This window comes from Salinimonas marina (assembly GCF_015644725.1).
GTDB lineage: Bacteria > Pseudomonadota > Gammaproteobacteria > Enterobacterales > Alteromonadaceae > Alteromonas.
Window position 1 is genome coordinate 1,087,201 of sequence record NZ_CP064795.1, and the last position, 18,885, is coordinate 1,106,085.

The 18,885-nt window shown below is 50.6% G+C and carries 18 protein-coding genes, 5 tRNA genes and 1 pseudogene; 14 read left to right on the top strand and 10 right to left on the bottom strand.

Annotation, left to right across the window (positions count from 1 at the left end; all coding sequences use genetic code 11):
• Window positions 1–61: 61 nt before the first annotated feature.
• From IT774_RS17290 to IT774_RS17990, 4 genes are all read right to left on the bottom strand, one after another.
• On the bottom strand, window positions 62–559 hold the full coding sequence (locus tag IT774_RS17290) for a DMT family transporter (protein ID WP_232365119.1): 498 nt from the start codon (window positions 557–559) through the stop codon (window positions 62–64).
• A 182-nt stretch (window positions 560–741) separates the two neighbouring features.
• Window positions 742–978, bottom strand: coding sequence for a hypothetical protein (locus IT774_RS17295; RefSeq protein WP_232365120.1), 237 nt, complete (start codon window positions 976–978; stop codon window positions 742–744).
• Window positions 975–1,301, bottom strand: coding sequence for a hypothetical protein (locus IT774_RS17005; protein ID WP_218958947.1), 327 nt, complete (start codon window positions 1,299–1,301; stop codon window positions 975–977). Before IT774_RS17005 ends, IT774_RS17295 begins: the two co-directional genes overlap by 4 nt.
• 89 nt (window positions 1,302–1,390) lie before the next feature.
• Window positions 1,391–1,564: a TetR family transcriptional regulator gene (locus IT774_RS17990; RefSeq protein ID WP_218958948.1), complete on the bottom strand. Its 174-nt coding sequence runs from the start codon at window positions 1,562–1,564 to the stop codon at window positions 1,391–1,393.
• Between the two features lie 289 nt (window positions 1,565–1,853).
• Between IT774_RS17990 and IT774_RS04655 the strand changes: the two are divergent.
• From IT774_RS04655 to IT774_RS04665, 4 genes and pseudogenes are all read left to right on the top strand, one after another.
• Window positions 1,854–2,896 (top strand): annotated as a pseudogene (locus IT774_RS04655) (zinc-binding alcohol dehydrogenase family protein).
• A gap of 159 nt (window positions 2,897–3,055) precedes the next feature.
• The gene (locus IT774_RS17300) at window positions 3,056–3,427 is read left to right on the top strand and encodes a hypothetical protein (RefSeq protein ID WP_232365121.1); all 372 of its coding nucleotides are present in this window, start codon (window positions 3,056–3,058) and stop codon (window positions 3,425–3,427) included.
• Window positions 3,427–4,674 carry a methyl-accepting chemotaxis protein gene (locus IT774_RS04660; RefSeq protein WP_232365122.1) on the top strand — a complete coding sequence of 416 codons (1,248 nt, stop codon included), beginning with the start codon at window positions 3,427–3,429 and terminating at the stop codon, window positions 4,672–4,674. Before IT774_RS17300 ends, IT774_RS04660 begins: the two co-directional genes overlap by 1 nt.
• A 58-nt stretch (window positions 4,675–4,732) precedes the next feature.
• Window positions 4,733–5,650 (top strand): histone deacetylase family protein, encoded by a 918-nt coding sequence (locus tag IT774_RS04665; protein WP_195811552.1) that lies wholly within the window; start codon window positions 4,733–4,735, stop codon window positions 5,648–5,650.
• A gap of 25 nt (window positions 5,651–5,675) precedes the next feature.
• On the opposite strand, the gene IT774_RS04670 is transcribed toward IT774_RS04665, so the two are convergent.
• The 4 genes from IT774_RS04670 to tsaA form a co-directional block, all read right to left on the bottom strand.
• Window positions 5,676–6,608 (bottom strand): phospholipase A, encoded by a 933-nt coding sequence (locus tag IT774_RS04670; RefSeq protein WP_232365123.1) that lies wholly within the window; start codon window positions 6,606–6,608, stop codon window positions 5,676–5,678.
• 15 nt (window positions 6,609–6,623) lie between these two features.
• Window positions 6,624–7,466, bottom strand: coding sequence for an MBL fold metallo-hydrolase (locus IT774_RS04675; RefSeq protein ID WP_195811553.1), 843 nt, complete (start codon window positions 7,464–7,466; stop codon window positions 6,624–6,626).
• A 41-nt stretch (window positions 7,467–7,507) separates the two neighbouring features.
• Complete coding sequence (locus IT774_RS04680) at window positions 7,508–9,223, bottom strand: proline--tRNA ligase (protein WP_195811554.1); 1,716 nt, start codon at window positions 9,221–9,223, stop codon at window positions 7,508–7,510.
• Between the two features lie 84 nt (window positions 9,224–9,307).
• On the bottom strand, window positions 9,308–10,030 hold the full coding sequence (tsaA, locus tag IT774_RS04685; protein ID WP_195811555.1) for a tRNA (N6-threonylcarbamoyladenosine(37)-N6)-methyltransferase TrmO: 723 nt from the start codon (window positions 10,028–10,030) through the stop codon (window positions 9,308–9,310).
• 334 nt (window positions 10,031–10,364) lie between these two features.
• Between tsaA and IT774_RS04690 the strand changes: the two genes are divergently transcribed.
• Genes IT774_RS04690 through IT774_RS04705 form a run of 4 tightly spaced genes read left to right on the top strand, consistent with a single transcriptional unit; the run spans window position 10,365 to window position 14,872 of the window.
• Complete coding sequence (locus IT774_RS04690) at window positions 10,365–11,291, top strand: ABC transporter ATP-binding protein (RefSeq protein ID WP_195811556.1); 927 nt, start codon at window positions 10,365–10,367, stop codon at window positions 11,289–11,291.
• Window positions 11,288–12,022, top strand: a complete 735-nt coding sequence (locus IT774_RS04695; RefSeq protein ID WP_195811557.1) for an ABC transporter permease subunit — start codon at window positions 11,288–11,290, stop codon at window positions 12,020–12,022. The genes IT774_RS04690 and IT774_RS04695 overlap by 4 nt, the downstream gene beginning before the upstream one ends.
• Window positions 12,023–13,870 (top strand): GldG family protein, encoded by a 1,848-nt coding sequence (locus IT774_RS04700; protein WP_232365124.1) that lies wholly within the window; start codon window positions 12,023–12,025, stop codon window positions 13,868–13,870.
• A gap of 3 nt (window positions 13,871–13,873) precedes the next feature.
• On the top strand, window positions 13,874–14,872 hold the full coding sequence (locus IT774_RS04705; RefSeq protein ID WP_195811558.1) for a DUF4340 domain-containing protein: 999 nt from the start codon (window positions 13,874–13,876) through the stop codon (window positions 14,870–14,872).
• A gap of 5 nt (window positions 14,873–14,877) precedes the next feature.
• On the opposite strand, the gene IT774_RS04710 is transcribed toward IT774_RS04705, so the two are convergent.
• Both IT774_RS04710 and folD read right to left on the bottom strand, forming a co-directional pair.
• Complete coding sequence (locus IT774_RS04710) at window positions 14,878–15,438, bottom strand: DUF1415 domain-containing protein (protein ID WP_195811559.1); 561 nt, start codon at window positions 15,436–15,438, stop codon at window positions 14,878–14,880.
• On the bottom strand, window positions 15,435–16,289 hold the full coding sequence (gene folD, locus IT774_RS04715; protein ID WP_195811560.1) for a bifunctional methylenetetrahydrofolate dehydrogenase/methenyltetrahydrofolate cyclohydrolase FolD: 855 nt from the start codon (window positions 16,287–16,289) through the stop codon (window positions 15,435–15,437). The genes IT774_RS04710 and folD overlap by 4 nt, the downstream gene beginning before the upstream one ends.
• Before the next feature lie 348 nt (window positions 16,290–16,637).
• Here folD and IT774_RS04720 point away from each other — a divergent pair.
• The 6 genes from IT774_RS04720 to tig all read left to right on the top strand — a co-directional run bounded on the left by IT774_RS04720 (window position 16,638) and on the right by tig (window position 18,789).
• Window positions 16,638–16,714: transfer RNA gene (locus IT774_RS04720), tRNA-Pro, on the top strand.
• A gap of 24 nt (window positions 16,715–16,738) precedes the next feature.
• Window positions 16,739–16,815: transfer RNA gene (locus tag IT774_RS04725), tRNA-Arg, on the top strand.
• A gap of 115 nt (window positions 16,816–16,930) precedes the next feature.
• A tRNA-His gene (locus tag IT774_RS04730) sits at window positions 16,931–17,006 on the top strand.
• Window positions 17,007–17,013: 7 nt separating this feature from the next.
• Window positions 17,014–17,098 (top strand) — tRNA-Leu (locus IT774_RS04735).
• A gap of 28 nt (window positions 17,099–17,126) precedes the next feature.
• Window positions 17,127–17,203 (top strand) — tRNA-Pro (locus IT774_RS04740).
• A 281-nt stretch (window positions 17,204–17,484) separates the two neighbouring features.
• Complete coding sequence (gene tig / locus IT774_RS04745; RefSeq protein ID WP_195811561.1) at window positions 17,485–18,789, top strand: trigger factor; 1,305 nt, start codon at window positions 17,485–17,487, stop codon at window positions 18,787–18,789.
• Window positions 18,790–18,885: the final 96 nt, after the last annotated feature.

Genomic DNA, 18,885 nt, shown 5'->3' on the forward strand with positions numbered 1-18,885 from the left:
AAGCCGGCTATAAAGTTGCCAAGGTCTATCCGTTTTTTCAGCTATCATTGGATAGTGTTTATTAAGATTTTTGATTAAATGCTTTAACCGGAAGGCTGATACAAATTAAACAGGTGAGGATTAGCGCGATGCCCATCCAGCCTGCCGCCGAAAGGTGTTCTCCGACAATGACGACTGCCAGGCAGGCCGCCACCACAGGTTCTGATAATGTGATCGTAGTAGCGGTGCTGGCAGGAATTCGCGCCAGTCCATGCCCATAACACACATAACCCAGAAACATGGGAACCAAAGCCATGTACAGTCCTACTGATGCATTAACCCATGTGGCCAATAGCGGGGCCCCGGTGGCCAGAAGCACCGGTATTAATATTATGCCACCCAGCCCGAAAGTTGCGCCCATCGCTGCCCGGGGCGCTATATTCCGCTGCATAAGACGGCGGGCTGTCCATGAGTACAGCGCATAGGTCAGGCCGGCCAACAACCCGAGCATTACGCCCGGTAGCACACTGGCGGCAGCGCCGGTGGTGCCATCGTTACCTGCGTCAGCTATCGAAAGCATTATTATTCCTGCTAAGCCAAGGCCAGCGCCAAGCATCCAGCGACGGGTAAGCCGCAGCCCGTCCAGGAAGTATTCAATCAGGGCAGATAACAAAGGCGCTGAACCTATAGAGACCACAGTGCCTATCGTAACCCCCGCCAGCCGCATCGAGGCATAAAACACTAGTGGGTAAATAGCTACGGCTACCGCCCCGTGATCAGGTATTTCCACTGGGCTTTTAAATGAGCCGCATTTTGCCGAATTTGTCTGCCAGCAAGCAGGGCCTGCAGCAGGCCGCCAAACCCCATCGCTACTGCGCCTATCGCTACAGCGCTAACCTCCGGGGCAAAAGTAGCGGCCGTTCCGGTGGTTCCCCACAACACCGCGGCAATAAACACGGCGATAAATCCCAACAGACTTTCATCAAGTGCTCGCTTCATAATGCCTCCAACATGGCTGCAGCGATGTTGCGGGCCTGGTGAAGGCAATCGCTTCGCCCCTCAAGGCCGGCTCGTGCCATTGCACCTTCCAGCAGAAAAGCGAAATGATAAGCCAGGTGAGGCACTTCAGAGGGGGCGTCCTCCAGCAGTTGCCCCAGATGCAGGGCCAGCAATGCCTGCACCTGCTCCTTGTGGCCTTTTACCACATTTCTAGCTGTTGCTTCGGCTGGTAATTCAGCTGCGGCATTGAGCAAACCGCAACCTCGAAAACCGCGGTTGTAGCTTTGTTCGGCGTGATCCTCGTAGGCCAGAAAGACCGCCATCACACGTTCCTGCGAGGTGGAAGCTTTGCCAAGCTGCGCTTCATAAAGACAGAGCCATTCAGCATGGCGGGCTTCCAGGTAGGCCGTAACTAAATCGGCCTTCGAGGTAAAATTATTGTAGAGACTTTTTTCGCAACGCCTGCCTGCTTTATAATGGAATCGATGCCGGTAGCGGTGATGCCATTTTTGTAAAACAGTATTGCAGCTGCAGCCAGCAAGCGAGCCCGCGCACTTTCAGGTTTCTGGCCAGACCGTAGCGTCATAATAATCCTGGGTGGGTCTCAATGGGTAGGTAGACCAGTCTGCCTACCTGCGCATGCAAAGCAAGTTATTTGTCTGTAAGTTAATATCGGGATAGCATGAAGCACAAGTCAAACCTTAAGCTACCGCGATAGCGGTAGATGTCTGCTGCGCACCCACGGCTTAACCCCAATTCAGAACCTGGAGAATTACCCCAAACTATGTTTTTGAAAAGCATAGCTTTACCCTTATGCGTCACCCCATGGTAGGCTTAATTTACTCGTTACCAACTTTAACTAAAGGAAAGATCTCATGCTTGCTTTTGGATACAAACAAACCAGCGATACGCCTCATGCAGACGCATTAAGCGCGTTTAATACGGCCAAGCCGGTGCCGGCCGGACACGATTTACTGATTGCCGTTGAAGCCATTTCGGTGAATCCGGTAGATACAAAAATACGCCGCAACGTTGCGCCTGCTGCCGATGAGTTCAAGGTGTTGGGCTGGGATGCGGTAGGTACGGTAGAAGCCGTAGGGCGTAACTGCACCTTGTTTACGCCCGGCGATAAAGTCTTTTATGCGGGGATATTTCCCGTCAGGGCAGTAATGCCCAATATCAGCTGGTGGACGAACGCATTGTGGGTCATGCCCCGAAGTCTGTCAGTGTTAGTGAAGCTGCAGCCTTACCCCTGACCTCACTGACCGCCTGGGAGTTGCTGTTTTCGCGTTTGCAGGTTCCTACCGATGAAACCGGAAAGCAACAAAGTCTACTGATTGTGGGCGGCGCGGGCGGCGTTGGGTCGATTATGATTCAGTTAGCTAAACAGCTTACCGGACTTACTGTAATCGCCACCGCCTCCAGAGCGCAAAGCCAGAAGTGGGTGCGTGATCTGGGAGCTGATCATGTTATTGACCATAGCCAGCCACTTGACCAGGAACTGAAAAAAGCAGGTATTGAGACCGTCGATTATATTGCCAGTCTGACCCACACCGATACCCATTTTGACGCGTGTGTGAATGTCCTTAAAGCCCAGGGGAAATTTGGTCTGATTGATGATCCGCAGCAGTTGGATATATTGGCGTTAAAGCGTAAAAGTATTTCGCTGCACTGGGAGTTTATGTACACCCGCTCGTTGTTCAACACCCCCGATTTACAGGAGCAGCACAATATTCTTAATCAGATCAGCCGGCTGATTGACAATAACACGCTGCGGACGACCCTGGGTGAGCATCTGGGCACAATTACCGCCGACAATCTTCTCCGGGCTCACCAGATACTCGAGTCTAACCAAGCGTGCGGTAAGCTGGTGCTTGAAGGCTTTGATGCCGACGCAGAAAATTACGACAGCGACTGACCACTGCCGCTGCTGAAGATTCACCGACCCACGGGAAAAAGGTATCGCCGGGAAAACGAAGCATTATCCTGGCATACCCGAGGGGTGGGCTTTGTCATAAAACTGTAACAAAGACTGCGTGTAATGGCGTCCGCAAAGTTCACCTTAGGATCCGCTATTATGAAGTACACCAGCATCAACCGTCTGGTAATGACGCCCGTTTTAATTACCCTGATAATCCTGGTGACACTTAATGCAGCCTCCCTGTATCAGTCATTTTCTTTGCTGAGTCATTATGAGCGTCTGGAGAGCAACCAGCTGCAGGCTGAGCGAGAAGTCAATGTGGTGTTATCGACCTTTAAAACACAGGTTCAGGAGTGGAAAAATGTCTTGCTACGGGGAACAGACGAGGACGCCCGCGTCAAATACTGGCAGCGTTTTTTACAAAGCGAAGCACAGATAGGCGACCTCATCGGTACGCTAGCGCAAAACACGTACTTAAGCGAAGCGACCCGGGGGATATCGATAAATTTACCCGCGCCCATGCACTGATGGCGAAAAAATATCGTGACGGCTATCAGGCATTTATTGATTCGGGTTTTGAACCTGCGGTGGCTGATGAAAGGGTGCGTGGCATCGACCGCGAGCCAGCCCGGTTGCTGGCCTCAGCGGCAGATAATATTGCCCAGACCTCCCACCAGGCATTTGCTCAGCTACGTAGTACCACCCACACTACCTTGTGGCTGATACTGGGCGCGGCGCTGCTACTGTCAGCCGGCGGTCTTTTGTATGTAGTGATGCGCTTGCGTACCGGCGTGATACAACCCGTCAGGCAAATAGCACATTGTCTGGATGCCCTGTCTAAAAGCGACTACCGGGATGAGCTGAGCTACACCAGCGCGCATGAACTGGGCGTATTGGCGCAGGCCACCCGGGCGCTGCAAAGCAAACTGATTAACTCGGTAGGTATGTTACAAAGTGCCGAGCACAAAATGACTACCGCCATCGACTCACTGGCGCAGGTTAGTCAGTCAATTCAGGGCGGGGCCACCCAACAGCAACAAGCCAGTCAGTCGTTAGAGCATAGCACTGCTAGGCTGACCACCATGGTGCATAATCTTACTCATATTACTGAGCAGGTGGCCCGGGCCACGGGAAGCTCCCAGACCCAGGTGGCCAGTTGCTATGCCACCTTTGAAAAAGCCAATGCTGGATTTCATCAGCTGGCGCAAACTGTTAATGCCACCGCCGGTACGGTGAATGAGTTGCAAAGTCGCAGTGTGAATATTCTGAAAGTAGTCAATGTAATCAACGAAATTGCCGACCAAACCAATTTGCTGGCCCTGAATGCAGCAATTGAAGCCGCTCGGGCGGGCGAGCATGGGCGTGGCTTTGCGGTAGTGGCTGACGAGGTCCGGGCGCTGGCAGCCAAAACCCAGCAATCAACCCGTGAAATCAACGATATTTTATCGTCGTTTGAGGCCGAAGCCCGCTCAGCGGTAGTGGCGATGACACAGGGCAAAGCCCTGTCCGACAGTAATGCGCAGGAAGCTAGTACGGCGCTATCCACCCTTAGTCAGGTGGTAGCAAATATTGAACAAACCGCAGCAGTAGTACAGTCTTTACATACCACCGCAGACGAACAGGAGCAGGTTTTAAAAGAGGTCGAAGAGGTTATCGGGCAGGTGGTAAGCTCGGCTGCGCATTATGAACAGCTGTCGCAACGGGATGATATCTCGACGGCGATGAAAGCCATGGCGGCGAATGTAGAGAACGTCGTGGGCTCCTTGACCCGCTAATCGCTTTCTGTCAGGTTGACGACTTGGATCCTTTCGCTGCAGGGTGTATTTATAATTCATGATTCCATTGACCTTTGACCCTATCTACAGTCAGTTGTCCCTGCCTCCCCGTCATCGGTTTCCGATACAAAAATATCAGGGGATTTTCGATGCGTTGTGCCGGGAAGGGGTGCCCGCCAGTGCTTTTCAATCACCGATACCGGTGACCACTGATGCCCTAACCGAATATTATGATCATGACTACATTCATGCTCTCACCCAGGGGCTGCTGGATGCCAAAGCCATGCGCCGCATTGGCTTTAAATGGTCGGAGCAACTGATTAAACGCTCCCTCACCGCAGTGGGCGGCACATGTTTAACCGCGCATAATGCACTAGAGCACGGTCTGGCGTTAAACCTGACCGGCGGCTATCATCATGCGTTTGCCAGCTTTGGTTCAGGCTACTGCTTATTTAATGACTTGTACCTGGCGGCCAGGTCAATGCAAACTCAGCCGGGAATAGACAATATACTCATCATTGACTGTGATGTGCATCAGGGCGATGGTACCGCCCACCTGGCAGAAAATGATGCGTCTGTGTTCACGGTTTCACTGCATGGTGAAAAGAATTTTCCCCATCGTAAACAACATTCAAATCTGGATATGGGCTTGCCTAAACACTGCCACGATGCTGAATATCTGGATACGCTGGACACCACCCTGCATTTGATTGAACGCTGTTTTAGTCCGGACGCGGTGATTTATGACGCCGGGGTGGATATTCATACCGATGATGATTTAGGCTTGCTGGACATTACTACCGACGGGGTGTTTGAGCGTGACACCATGGTACTGAACTGGTGCAAAAAGCATAAGTTACCGGTAGCGTGTGTGATTGGTGGTGGTTACCAGCGTGATATAGAGGCGTTGGTAAAGGTGCATCTGCAATTGTTTAGGGCCGCCGGGGTCACCGAAGCCGCTTATTCGCCAGGTTAAGCTGGCAGACCTACATCGCTTCAGATTATAAAAACATCAGCTGCACGCCCAGCCCGATACGTTCCTGAGAGCGGTCATAGTCTATGAGTGAATCACCAAAGCCGTTGAAATACTGCAGCAGTATTTCATAGCGATCCGACATCGGGTAGCTGAGATTTAATTCGAGGCTACCCCGATTGGTGCCAAAACTGAGGTTATTACGTAGTCGCGCCAGTAATTTAAAATTACCCACACGGGTGCCATAACCCAATTCGACCCGACCATAATAATCCTGAAGATTGGGATTGTCGTCACCGGTGGGATCAGCGGGCGAACGTTTGTCATCTTCAGGAATACGGTACCAGGTTTTTAGATAGTAAAGGTTGTCATAATCGGAAAACAGCACACTGGCAAAAAGCCGGTTCCAACTACGTGAGCGTAACCCGGACTGGCCATTAGACATATGATTAAAGCCCACCTGCAAGGCACTGAAGTCGTATCCCAACAGGGTGATGTCAGCCTCTTTCATATAAAAAATTTCAGGCTCGTAGTTGGTTTCTCGAAATGGCTTGGACACCTCAGAGTTGTATAGTTGCCAGAATGAAGTCAGGGTAAAACCAACATACAGACCATCGGTCGTGTCATGTTGCAGATACACCGGCAACTTCACACTCAGCTGAAATTTGGCTTCTTTGTTATCCACATTGTTCGGAGTGAGCTCTTCGTTACCCACGGAGTTAGGATTGGTGACATAGGAGATGGGCAAAATGAAGTTGGGGTGGTGCTGAGAGATCACAAACAGGTTATCCAGTGCCTTGCGATCAGCCTCGAAGCGTGAGCTCAGAATACTCGGCGCCTGCTTAATTTTGTCGGCTTCCTGATTAGTCTGTTGATTTTGGGGCGGCGTCGTTTCCTGCGCAAAAACAGGAGCGCCGGGGCATAACCCCAGCGCCAGCAATGTAACCAGTAACCGTTTCACCAAGTGACTCCCTTATCAGGCGAAATTGACGGATAAACCTTCTGCAGCGGCCATCATTTCCAGCGGCGATTCAGCGGCATCAATAAACCGGTGACAGTGCGCCACGACCGCATCGATGTCATCATCGGTACGCTCAGGATCATGACTGTACAATGCCAGTCGTTTGGCATTGCAGGCCATCGCCAGCTTTACCGCTTCTTCGGCTACCGAATGGCCCCAACCCGACTTGGCAGGCATGTCAGACAACATATACTGCGCATCATGGATGATAAGGTCGGCGTCGCGGGCAAAGTCCACAAAGGACAAAAAGTCGGTTTCTTTACGGTAAGGTGGATACAGCTCATTGTCGGTCATGTACACCACTTTGATGCCGTCGGCCACAATGGCATAGGCGCTGCCTTTGCCCGGATGGTTCATCGGTAACCGCGACAGCGCGGCCGCACCGATATTCCATTGTTCGGTCTCTTCAGGTAGTGGCGTAATCTCAATTTTAGACAACAGCGCACTGGAGGGGACCGGAAACACCGAGCCTTGCATCTGACGCAGAATCTGATCATGCTCAGGCAGGGTAGTCTGCCCCGGAGTAATGTTGATTTGCCGATCTTTTTGATAGATGGGGGCAAAAAACGGAAAGCCCTGGATGTGATCCCAGTGATTGTGCGTCAGCAACAAGTGGATGGGTGTGGTTTTTTTGATCAGGACCCCGCCCAGCTGACGAATGCCGGTGCCGGCATCAAAAATAACATCCGTTCCATCGTCTGTGGCCACATGCACACAGGCGGTATTACCTCCATAGCGGACAAAATCTTTCCCTGGGGTAGGGATAGAGCCTCGTACACCGTAAAACGTTAGCTGCATGGTTCCTCCTGCAGGCTCAACCGACTATCCACTCAGGCAAACTACAACGCGCTGACAAAGTCGCTGATGGCGTCAATGTCGAGCAGTTGTTTTTCCCCGGTTCGGCGATGTTTATATTCAACCTGCTGATTGTCTAGGTTTCTTTCACCAATAACAATGCTGTGAGGTATGCCAATTAATTCCATATCATTAAACATTACACCTGGACGCTCTTTACGATCGTCAAACAGCACTTCAACACCCAGCTCGGTCAGCTTCTCATACAAGGCTTCGGCGGTTTCTTTAATACGCTGAGATTTGTGCATATTCATCGGAATAAGCGCTACCTTGAATGGGGCAATGGCGTCTGGCCAGATAATGCCAAACTTATCATGATTCTGCTCAATCGCCGCCGCCACGATGCGTGACACGCCAATGCCGTAACAGCCCATGGTGAGGGTCTGGTGTTTGCCGGTTTCGCTTAGCACCCCACAATTCATCGCTTTTGAATATTTGTCGCCCAGCTGGAAAATATGACCTACTTCAATGCCACGTTTTATTTCAATCTGACCCTGTTCGTCCGGGGCGGTATCGCCGGCCATGACATTGCGAATGTCTGCCGAGTCAGGTGTTTGTGACCAGTTAGCGTTAAGTTGCATTTTGTTGGCAGCGCCAGCGCCGCAGATAAAGTCAGCCAGCACCGCGGCGCTGTGATCCACAACCGTTTCAATATCCAATTTGGTGGCATCAGCAAATAGGGGACTGCAGCCTAGCAAGCTGGTGGCTTTTTCTTCACTGGCCAGCACCAGAGGGGTGGCGATGCCGGGTAGCTTTTCTGCCTTGACGGCATTCAAAGTATGATCAGCGCGCAGCACCAGTGCTACCCACTGTTCTGCTCCAGCGGTATTGTCCTGGGCGTCGGCCGCTTTAACCACCACCACCTGTAACGTCTGGCTGGCGCTGCTGCTGACCTTGCTATAAAAGTCTTCCAGGGCCTGATTTTCAGGTTTTTCAACGACTTCGACCGCGGCACCAGAAGGTTGCTGTACAACGCCCGGTTTTTGAGCGGGCGCCATTTCCACATTGGCAGCGTAATCGCTGGTATTAGAAAACGCGATGGCATCTTCACCAGATTCAGCCAGCACATGAAACTCGTGGGAGACACTGCCGCCAATCGAGCCAGAGTCAGCAATAACCGCCCGGTAGCTCAAGCCCATACGTTCAAAAATATTGCTATAGGCCTGATACATTTTCTGGTAAGTCGCGTCTAAACAGGTGTCATCCAGATGAAAGCTATAGGCATCTTTCATGGTAAATTCCCGGCCGCGCATAATTCCAAAGCGCGGACGTACTTCATCCCGGAATTTGGTCTGAATCTGGTACAGATTCAAAGGCAGCTGCTTATAACTATTGATTTCATTTCGTACCAGCGCGGTGATCACTTCTTCATGCGTCGGACCCAATACAAAGTCGCGCTGATGGCGATCTTTCACCCGCAATAATTCCGGGCCATATTCTTCCCAGCGTCCAGACTCTTCCCACAAATCGGCTGGTTGCACCACTGGCATCAGGACTTCCACACCGCCGGCACGATTCATCTCTTCACGGACAATATTAGCCACTTTGTTTAACACGCGAAGTCCCGAAGGAAGCCAGGTATACAGTCCGGAGGCCAGCTTTCGAATCATGCCAGCCCGTAGCATAAGCTGATGACTGATCACTTCTGCATCTGCTGGTGTCTCTTTTTGGGTGGAAAGTAGATATTGGCTTGTGCGCATTATTCGCGTCTCATCCTTTGGGAAAATAAAAATCGGCGCTAGTTTAGCAGTATAGAAAAAGGCAAAAAAGAAAAATGTCAGTTGTTATTCATCACACCTTACCAGTTCACTGACAATTACCGCGCCAGCACTCACTTGCCAGCTGACATCAGCGTTGTATAGCCTGACTTTGTAGATTTTCGAGTCATTCTCATTTTGCTGCCGGTAGGCCGGTCGTGGATCCTGCTGCAGGACGCTTTCTATTAGTGCTGGTAGTTTAGACGAAAACGGGGAGTCCGGCGCACTCAGCTGTTCGGTAACCTGACGGGCAAAGACCACTGAACGGGTGGGGATGTCGGCGTACTGCGCCAGCGGGTCGGTGGCTTCACTGATGCTATCGGCGTAGGGCAGGTAAGGTTTTATGTCGATAATGGGGGTATCGCATAGCAAATCCACGCCACTGACTTTGAGCACCGGACGCTTGTTGCGAAACTCCACCCCTTCATTTTTGACCACCGATAAACCGATACTGTTAGGTCGATGCGTGCTGCGGCTGGCAAATACCCCCAGGGTGGCGTTGCCCCCAAGCCTTGGTGCCTTAACCAGGGGCTTCCATCCCCGTGGCTGGGTTTGATGAAACACAAATAACAGCCACAGATGACTAAAACCTTCGATACCTTTAAATGCGCTAAGGTCCTTAAAGTCCTCGTTTAAATGAATCTCGCCTTCCGCTTCGGCCAGATTTGGCTGGCGTGGGATGGCAAATTTTTGTTTAAATGGGCTGATAATGTGCCCTACCGGTGACACGGCATACGATTGAGATGGCATAGGCAATGCCCTTTGGCGACAGACAATAAAATGCATTGTAATGATTATCTGCAGATTGTCAGACTGTTTTGCCAGGCGGCTGCTAAAAAAGAATGAGCCAGCCAGGTATCCCGGAACAGTCTCTGCATTGTGCAAGCCGCGCGGTGACAGGGCGGGCCGAGGCACGGTGCCCATAAGGCGGCGTAGAAGTAATAAAACTTCTGTGCTATATCCATACGTGTATTGATATTTGAGGTAAAATCCTTATTAAAGAGGTCGCTTCAACAGAATTAGCCGGCAGGTACGAAGGCCTGATGGAAAAGACAGTCGCGATGCGTTCGTAGCAGGAAATTTGATGATATCAGTAAAAAATCTCAGTAAATCGTTCGGTGATTTTACCGCGGTGAACGATTTGTCGTTCGAAGTGAAAGCGGGGGATATTGTTGGCTTTTTAGGGCCAAACGGTGCCGGTAAGTCGACCACCATGAAAATGCTGACCGGTTTTCTTACGCCAACTACGGGCCACGTGCGGGTGAATGGACGCCGCATGAGTAAAAATGCCAGTCAGTTACAGCGCGATATCGGCTATTTGCCTGAAGGCGCACCTGCCTATGCTGACATGACCACCTTTCAATTTCTTAATTTTGTATCAGATATCAGAGGATTAAGTAAACAGGAGAAACACGCCCGGCTTAAAGAAGTCATTGAGCAGGTAGAGCTTCAGGAGGTTCTGGATAAAACCATTGATACCTTATCAAAAGGTTTCAAACGCCGGGTGGGGCTGGCACAGGCAATGGTGCATAATCCCCAAATTCTGATTCTGGATGAGCCCACTGATGGTCTTGATCCTAACCAGAAGCAGCATGTGCGCAAGCTTATCAAAAACCTGTCGAAAGATAAGCTGGTGATCATTTCTACGCATATTCTGGAAGAGGTAAGTGCGGTCTGTAATCGGGTAATGATTATTGCTGACGGGGCGATGCGTTTTGACGGCACCCCGATGCAGCTGCAGCAACAGTCGAAATATCACCAGGCGGTCACGCTCAAACTCAGTTATGCAGCTGACATCACGGGGTTATTAGAAATCGACGGCGTCGCCGATATGCAGGTGGACAAACAAACCGGCGAAGTGACGCTGTTTCCCGAACCGGGCAAACATATTCTGGGTCCTATTACCGAACATGTTCAGCATTTTCGCCTGCCGATTGACCGTCTGCATGTTGATGACGGCCGCCTTGACGATGTTTTTGTACAAATCACCTCACAGGAGAGTACCCGATGAATGCAGTTTTTCTTATTGCCCGTCGGGAGTTTGCGGCATTTTTTGCGACCCCCATCGCGTATGTGTTTATCGCCATTTTTTTGATGTTAAGCGGTATTTTTACGTTTTTTATGGGCGATTTGTATGAACGCGGGCAGGCAGACCTGCAGCCATTTTTTAACTTTCATCCGTGGCTGTATCTGTTTCTCGTCCCCGCCATTGCCATGCGCGGGTGGGCTGAGGAACGCCGCTCGGGTACTATCGAATTGTTGATGACCCTCCCGGTTACGGTGACACAGGCGGTACTGGGCAAATTCTTTGCCGCCTGGCTGGTGTTGCTGCTGGCGCTGCTGCTTACCTTTCCGGTGTGGCTGACAGTGAATTATCTGGGCCAGCCCGATAACGGTATTATACTGGCTGCGTATGTGGGGAGCTGGCTGATGTCCGGCGCCTTCCTGGCCATTAGTTTGTGTATGTCAGCGTTGACCAAAAATCAGGTAATCGCCTTTGTCCTGGCAATCATGGTGTGTTTTTTGTTCGTGGCTTCCGGCTCAGATTTAGTCCTGGATGCCTTTACCCAGTGGGCCGGCAACGGGGTGGTGGATACCGTTGCCTCGTTTAGCTTTTTACAGCGTTTTGAAGCAATGGCAAAAGGGGTCATTGCCCTCAATGATGTGGTTTATTTTTCCCTGGCAATTGGTTTGTGGCTGTATGCCTGTCAAATCATCATCGAACAAGAAAAGGCGGCCTGAATGATGCGTAGGATTACGGCCCTGTACACCCTGCTATTAATGGCATTGTTATTTGTGGCACTGGTTATTATTAATAACCAGTTACTTGATAGTGTCAGACTGGATCTTACCGAATCCAAAGTTTACACCCTGTCTGAGGGTAGCCATCAGGTCATCGACAATATTGATGAACCGGTAATCCTGCACTTCTTTTTTTCAGAAGATGCCACCAAAGGCATGACGCAGCTGCGCAATTACGCCAGTCGGGTAGAAAGCCTGTTGCGGGAATACGAAAAAGCCGCAGAGGGTAAAATCCGACTGAATATTATCGACCCCGAGCCATTTTCTGAAGAAGAAGACGCGGCGACTCAGTTTGGTTTAACCGGCGCCACGCTTTCCGGTGCAAAGGATACGGTGTATTTTGGCCTGGCGGCGACCAATATGCTGGATGATCAGCATACGGTGCATTTTTTCGACCCACAAAAAGAACCCTTTTTAGAATACGAGCTTACTAAGCTGCTGCACCAGCTAAGTGATGCGCAAAAGCCGGTAGTGGCTCTGGTAACCGATTTGCCGGTAGCCGGTGGTCAGAACCCAATGTCGGCGCGCTACGAGCGCTCGATGGTGTTTTACGAACAATTAACCCAGCTGTTTGATGTTAGGCGGGTTCCGGCGTCCGCAGACAGCCTGCCTGACAACACCGATGTGGTAATGCTGGCGCACCCAAAACAAATGAGCGAAACCCTTAAATACGCGGTTGACCAATTTGCCATGAACCGGGGTAGGGTGATTGCGTTTGCCGATCCACATTACGAGTCAGACATGCTGGCGATGATGGGCAGTAGCGAGCCAAACAGTTCGGACACCAGCTTATTACAGGCCTGGGGCATAGATGTTGCCAGTGACAAAGTGCTGCTCGATGGGGTGCTGGGGCTGGAAATACGACCTGGTCAGGGACAGGTCGTCAGTCATCCGGGGTTTGTTGGTTTGGGACGCGAGCAGATGAATGCCGAAGACGTTATTACCGCGAATCTGGAGTCGGTAAATATGGCGTCAGCAGGTACGTTATCGTTGCTGCCTTCCTCAACCCTGGATATCACCCCGTTATTACAGTCTTCTGCCCAGGGGTATCTGTACGAAACCAGCGAGTACATTGCCCAGGCCGGCAGTGGCGCATTAAAGCGCGGATTAACGGGAAGCCCTCAAACCTATACCCTGGCCGGGCATGTGACAGGCACTACGATTTCAGCCTTTTCGCAGCCGCCCCCTGGTACCAGCGCCAGTGATTTTAAAGCCACGACAGATCATCTGAATGTGTTGGTGGTGGCCGATGCTGACATGTTAGCTGATCGCTTCTGGGTCCAGCAAAGTCCATTCTTTGGCGATGTGGTGTATACCCCTTTTGCCAATAATGGTGATTTTATCAGCAATGCTACCGAAAACCTGGCCGGGGGCAATGCCCTTATCAGTATTCGTAGCAGAGGTCAGAGCAGCCGGCCATTTGTTCGGGTAGAGGCGTTGCAGGATGATGCTCAGACCCGGTTTACCGAGCATGAACAGAAACTGCAGGATGAGCTGGCTCGCACTGAGGCCAAACTCGCTCAGTTAAACAGCCAGCAGGGCCAGGGTGCGGCAGTGGTATTAACCGACGAACAACAGCGCACCATTGATCAATTTATTGAAAAGCGGGTCACGGTGCGCAAGCAGCTTCGTGAAGTGCGCTATGAACTTGACCGGGACATCGACCGACTGGGTAACTGGGTCAAATTTATCAATATTGCCCTGGCGCCGCTGGTATTGATTTTTCTTCTTTTCCTGCTGGCCAGAGCATTGCGTTTGCGGCCTGGCAAAGCCTACACAAAGGGTTAGGTTATGAATGTAAGAGTTGTACTGTTAAGTGTGCTGGTAGCAGCCGCCGGCGCAGTGGCCTGGTATGTCACCGATACCAGTGTGTATACCCAAACCATGGAGCCTGAGCCGTTGGTCGACAACTTTGTCACCGGGCTTGACCAGCTCGACACCATTGAAGTAGAAACCGCTGAGGGGCTGGTGTTTCGCGCCAACCGTCAGGACCAGGAATGGCTGGCGACGCATCTGGATGAGGAACAAAGCTTTCCGGTTAATCAGTCACGTCTGTCCACCATGGTCAGCAGAATACTCAATGCAAAAGTAATAGAACATAAAACCAGTAAAGCCGAAAACTATCACCTGCTGGGAGTGGCAAATTTAGGTCAGGATGATGCTGACTCCACCTTGCTTACCTTAAGTAGTAAGGATAAAGAATGGCAGGTGCTGGTGGGTAATATGGCAAAAAGCCAGCGCGGTACCTTTGTGCGCTTACCCGGTAAGCAAGCCAGTTTATTAATCGATAATCGGGTCCGGCTGCCGCATGCAGGCTCAGACTGGCTGGCCCGGCAGGTATTGCCGTTTACTGCAGAGGAGCTGCAGGGAATTCGATTTACCAAGGGCAATAATACCTCGCTGTTGCTGATGCGTTCAGAACAGACCGCCGAATGGGAAGTGGTGCAGGTGGATAACCGGCCTATTGAAGTAGCGCCAGAGCGGCTGGCGTATCCGGGCGTGATAGAGCAGGCGGTGAAAGACTTAACCGAGTTCAGGTATTTGGATGTACGGGCCTATTTTCCGGCCCAATGGCAACAGCAGGACCCCGTAGGGCAGGTGACCTTTACCCTGGCCAATGAGCGCACTGTAACCGCGCATCTGGCCACTACCGCGGAATTGAATCAGTATCGTGTCTGGTTTGACTATCCAGATGCGGGTCACTGGTTATCCGGCTGGGTATTTGAGGTGTCAGGTTACCAGGGCCGTGCCTTTACCCTGGCCCTGGATGATCTGACGGATAATACGTAGCAGGGTTATCGGGGCTTTTTACACTGTTGCAAAAGCTGCTCGAAGTGAGCACACCCCTGCTTTTCTGTTTCCGCCATATTGTTTTCAAAGATGCTGTGCGGATCTTCATAGTCTGCCATTACCCGGGTAATGTCTGTTTCTCGTAACAGATGCAGTACCGGGTAGGGTGACCGGTTGGTATAGTTTGAAGGCGCATCGGCTGCTTCGCCTTCAAACTGATAGTGGGGATGAAAACTGGCGAGCTGATACACCCCTTCATAGTGCCATTGTTCTAACATCACCTGCGCCAGTTCCAGCACATCCAGGTAACGATCAAATTGCTTCAGGCCCGGCAAAATCAGCAGGGTAGTAGCGATGTCTGGCGTATTATCCAGACGCTGACACTCCGCATGCAGGGCCAGCATGATATCTTCTGCCTGATAAGCAGCATTGACGGCATAATGGATGGTTTCCGGCGAACGTACAAAGCGTGCGAAGGGGCAAAAGTTATGGCCTATCACCACCTGATCAATCCATTGACGGGTCGCCTGAATATACTCTTCGGTGTTACGTTGTAAGGATTTCATGAGTGAAATTTCACGTAGGCTTCCAGGGTATTTTCTATCAGGCTGGCCACCGTTAACGGGCCGACACCACCTGGCACCGGGGTGATCCAGCCAGCATGCTCTTTAGCTTTGTCAAACTCCACATCGCCGACCAGCGAGCCATCTGCCATGCGGTTAATGCCCACATCGATAACAATGGCATTAGGTTTGATCCAGTCGCCCGGGATAAAGTTTGATTTACCCACCGCCACGACTAATAAATCGGCGCGTCCCACATGAGCTTTTAAATCTTTGGTGAATTTGTGGCAGGTGGTGACCGTACAACCTGCCAGCAGCAGCTCCAGGCCCATCGGGCGGCCAACAATATTAGATGCGCCGACAATAACGGCATTTAACCCTTTGACCGGTCGCTTGGTCGACTCAATCATGGTCATGATGCCCTTTGGCGTGCACGGGCGCAGGGCAGGGATGCGCTGGGCCAGTCGTCCGATGTTGTAAGGGTGAAAACCATCGACGTCTTTGTGCGGGTCAATTCGCTCTAACACTTCTTCGGCATGTAAACCGGCCGGTAACGGCAATTGCACCAGGATGCCGTCTATTTCACGGTCTTCATTAAGCTCATCGACTAACGCCAGCAGCGTGCTTTGATCAGTATCCGCAGGCAGGTCATACGAGCGGGAAACAAAGCCGACCTCATCACAGGCCTTTCTTTTATTCGCAACATACACCTGCGATGCTGAGTCGCTGCCCACCAATACTACCGCAAGCCCCGGTGCGCGTTTGCCCGAAGATTTCAGTGACTCAACATACGAAGCCACATGCTGACGAACTTGTTTGGCAATCAATTTGCCATCAATTAGATGCGCGGTCATAAATAACGAAACTCTTTATAGATGAAAAAAACGGCGCTGGTATTGTTCCACAAAACCCTACAACCCTGCCAGAGATTCATTAAACCACCTTTTAATAACTGTACAGGGCCGTAATATGGAATAAGCAGCATTGCTAAGTGTTTTTTCATTGGCCGTAACCCGGCCAGGTACGGTATTGATGCCCTGAAACGACCAAAAAATCGACGGGGTGTGCAAAAATGATGCACAGTTGGCTGCTTTGTGAACGGTCAGTGTTTTTCTTTGGAAAAGTGTTTGACGAGGTAGGGGCAAGTCAGTAATATGCGCTCCCGTAACGACGAGGAAGCAAAACACGTTGTTACACAGGTTCGGTGAGTGGCGCAGTTTGGTAGCGCACTTGGTTTGGGTCCAAGGGGTCGCAGGTTCAAATCCTGTCTCACCGACCACTTTTGCTAGCGAAGATTCGCCAGGCGCCCGTAGCTCAGCTGGATAGAGCAACGGCCTTCTAAGCCGTGGGTCGCAGGTTCGAATCCTGCCGGGCGCGCCATCTATTGCGGGTCGGGTAGTAAAGCAAGAAAAAGTTAATTTTTTCACTGACATAGTGTTGAAATTGATGTACACTTGCCAAGCCGCTTTCGATAGCAAAAAAAGCATCATCAGTGGTGGGCGTAGCTCAGTTGGTAGAGCCCCGGATTGTGATTCCGGTTGTCGTGGGTTCAAGTCCCATCGTCCACCCCACTTTTTTGCGGGAGTGGTGGAATTGGTAGACACGCTGGATTTAGGTTCCAGTGCTTCACGGCGTGAGAGTTCAAGTCTCTCCTTCCGCACCATATCTAGTATATTTCTATATGCATCGTTCGGTGAGTGGCGCAGTTTGGTAGCGCACTTGGTTTGGGTCCAAGGGGTCGCAGGTTCAAATCCTGTCTCACCGACCATCTTTGCAAAAATCCTATCTTAAAATTTTCTTTTTTCTTTTCCCGATGTTGCAATGTTGTTGACAAAGTCTGCAATAATGCGCATTTGTTCTTGTTTGCCTCTCGACTCTTAAATACTGTGACTGTATACTACCGCGTCTTTTTTTAACCAATGTGTTTAATCAGCGGTTTAAATTAATCGTTAGTCAACGACCTGTAAATCCAGCAGCAAAAATTGCTACGGTGTGCAGGACGGGGGCATGAAAACAACACGTCACCAGACGTCAAGTTGAGGTAACATAATGCAAGTTTCAGTCGAGACGACCCAGGGTTTAGAACGCCGTCTTACGATCACCGTGCCAGCCGATTCTATCGATTCTGCTGTAAAGTCACGTCTTCAGCAATTAGCTAAAACTCAGCGTATCAATGGCTTCCGCCCAGGTAAGGTACCAGTGAGCGTAATTCAGAAGCGCTATGGTGCGGCGGTTCGTCAGGAAGTGGCTGGCGATGTCATGCAGCAAAACTTCTATCAGGCAGTAATGCAGGAAGAGATTACACCTGCTGGTATGCCAAAATTTGAACTTACCAAAGACCAGCAAGGTCAGGATCTGGAGTTTGTTGCTTCGTTTGAAGTATACCCAGAAGTCGAAGTTCAGGGCGTTGAAGAAATCGAAATTGAACAACCTAAGGTTGAAATCAAGGACGAAGACCTCGATAACATGATGGAGACACTTCAAAAGCAACATGCCAGCTGGGTAGAAGTTGAGCGTGAAGCGGCCGAAGAAGATCGTGTTGTAATGGATTTTGTCGGCAAGATTGATGGTGAAGAGTTTGACGGTGGTAAAGCCGAAGATTTCACCCTTGAGCTTGGCAAAGGCCGCATGATTCCAGGTTTTGAAACTCCGCTGATTGGCGCTAAAGCCGGTCAGGATGTTACTGTTGAAGTAACTTTCCCGGAGGACTACCACGCTGAAGCCTTAAAAGGTAAAGACGCGGTATTTGACGTTCACGTGAAAAAAGTGGAAGGTCAGGAATTACCGGAAGTAAACGAAGAATTTGCTAAACTGTTTGGCATTGAAGAAGGCGGCATCGACGCATTGAAAGACGAAGTGCGCAAAAATATGCAACGCGAGCTGGATCAAACACTCAAAGCAAAAGTAAAAGAAGATGTTATTGCTAAGCTGCTTGAGAAGAATGAACTGGATGTGCCGCAGGCACTGGTAGATCAGGAAATCGAAGCACTGCGTGAACAGGCAAAACAACGTTTCAGCCAACAAGGTGGCGGCCAGAATATGCCAGAACTGCCTGCTGAACTGTTTACCGACAATGCCAAGCGTCGCGTATCAATTGGTCTGTTGCTGGGTGAAATCATCAAGCAAAATGAACTACAGGCTGATGAAAGCAAGGTTGATGCATTAATCGAAACTTCAGCGTCGGCTTATGAAGATCCGCAAGAAGTGATCGAATATTACAAAAACAATGAAGAACTGATGCAACAAATGAAAAATGTTGCATTAGAAGAGCAGGCCATCGAATGGGTATTGGACAAAGCCAAGACTCAGGAAGTGACCAAAGCTTTTGATGAGGTTATGAACAAACAAGCATAATTTTTGATTGCTTGTTTGACTTAGCCAGTCAGCAACTGCTTAAATGCTCGGAGCCTTCCGAGCATTTTTGTTTTTAACGCTAACAAATCAAGGTAG

Coding starts and splice junctions, on each gene's coding strand:
- IT774_RS17290 (WP_232365119.1), bottom strand. CDS start 559: ATGCTTTCGATAGCTGACGCAGGTAACGATGGCACCACCGGCGCTGCC.
- IT774_RS17295 (WP_232365120.1), bottom strand. CDS start 978: ATGAAGCGAGCACTTGATGAAAGTCTGTTGGGATTTATCGCCGTGTTT.
- IT774_RS17005 (WP_218958947.1), bottom strand. CDS start 1,301: ATGGCGGTCTTTCTGGCCTACGAGGATCACGCCGAACAAAGCTACAAC.
- IT774_RS17990 (WP_218958948.1), bottom strand. CDS start 1,564: ATGACGCTACGGTCTGGCCAGAAACCTGAAAGTGCGCGGGCTCGCTTG.
- IT774_RS17300 (WP_232365121.1), top strand. CDS start 3,056: ATGAAGTACACCAGCATCAACCGTCTGGTAATGACGCCCGTTTTAATT.
- IT774_RS04660 (WP_232365122.1), top strand. CDS start 3,427: ATGGCGAAAAAATATCGTGACGGCTATCAGGCATTTATTGATTCGGGT.
- IT774_RS04665 (WP_195811552.1), top strand. CDS start 4,733: ATGATTCCATTGACCTTTGACCCTATCTACAGTCAGTTGTCCCTGCCT.
- IT774_RS04675 (WP_195811553.1), bottom strand. CDS start 7,466: ATGCAGCTAACGTTTTACGGTGTACGAGGCTCTATCCCTACCCCAGGG.
- IT774_RS04680 (WP_195811554.1), bottom strand. CDS start 9,223: ATGCGCACAAGCCAATATCTACTTTCCACCCAAAAAGAGACACCAGCA.
- tsaA (WP_195811555.1), bottom strand. CDS start 10,030: ATGCCATCTCAATCGTATGCCGTGTCACCGGTAGGGCACATTATCAGC.
- IT774_RS04690 (WP_195811556.1), top strand. CDS start 10,365: ATGATATCAGTAAAAAATCTCAGTAAATCGTTCGGTGATTTTACCGCG.
- IT774_RS04695 (WP_195811557.1), top strand. CDS start 11,288: ATGAATGCAGTTTTTCTTATTGCCCGTCGGGAGTTTGCGGCATTTTTT.
- IT774_RS04700 (WP_232365124.1), top strand. CDS start 12,023: ATGATGCGTAGGATTACGGCCCTGTACACCCTGCTATTAATGGCATTG.
- IT774_RS04705 (WP_195811558.1), top strand. CDS start 13,874: ATGAATGTAAGAGTTGTACTGTTAAGTGTGCTGGTAGCAGCCGCCGGC.
- IT774_RS04710 (WP_195811559.1), bottom strand. CDS start 15,438: ATGAAATCCTTACAACGTAACACCGAAGAGTATATTCAGGCGACCCGT.
- folD (WP_195811560.1), bottom strand. CDS start 16,289: ATGACCGCGCATCTAATTGATGGCAAATTGATTGCCAAACAAGTTCGT.
- tig (WP_195811561.1), top strand. CDS start 17,485: ATGCAAGTTTCAGTCGAGACGACCCAGGGTTTAGAACGCCGTCTTACG.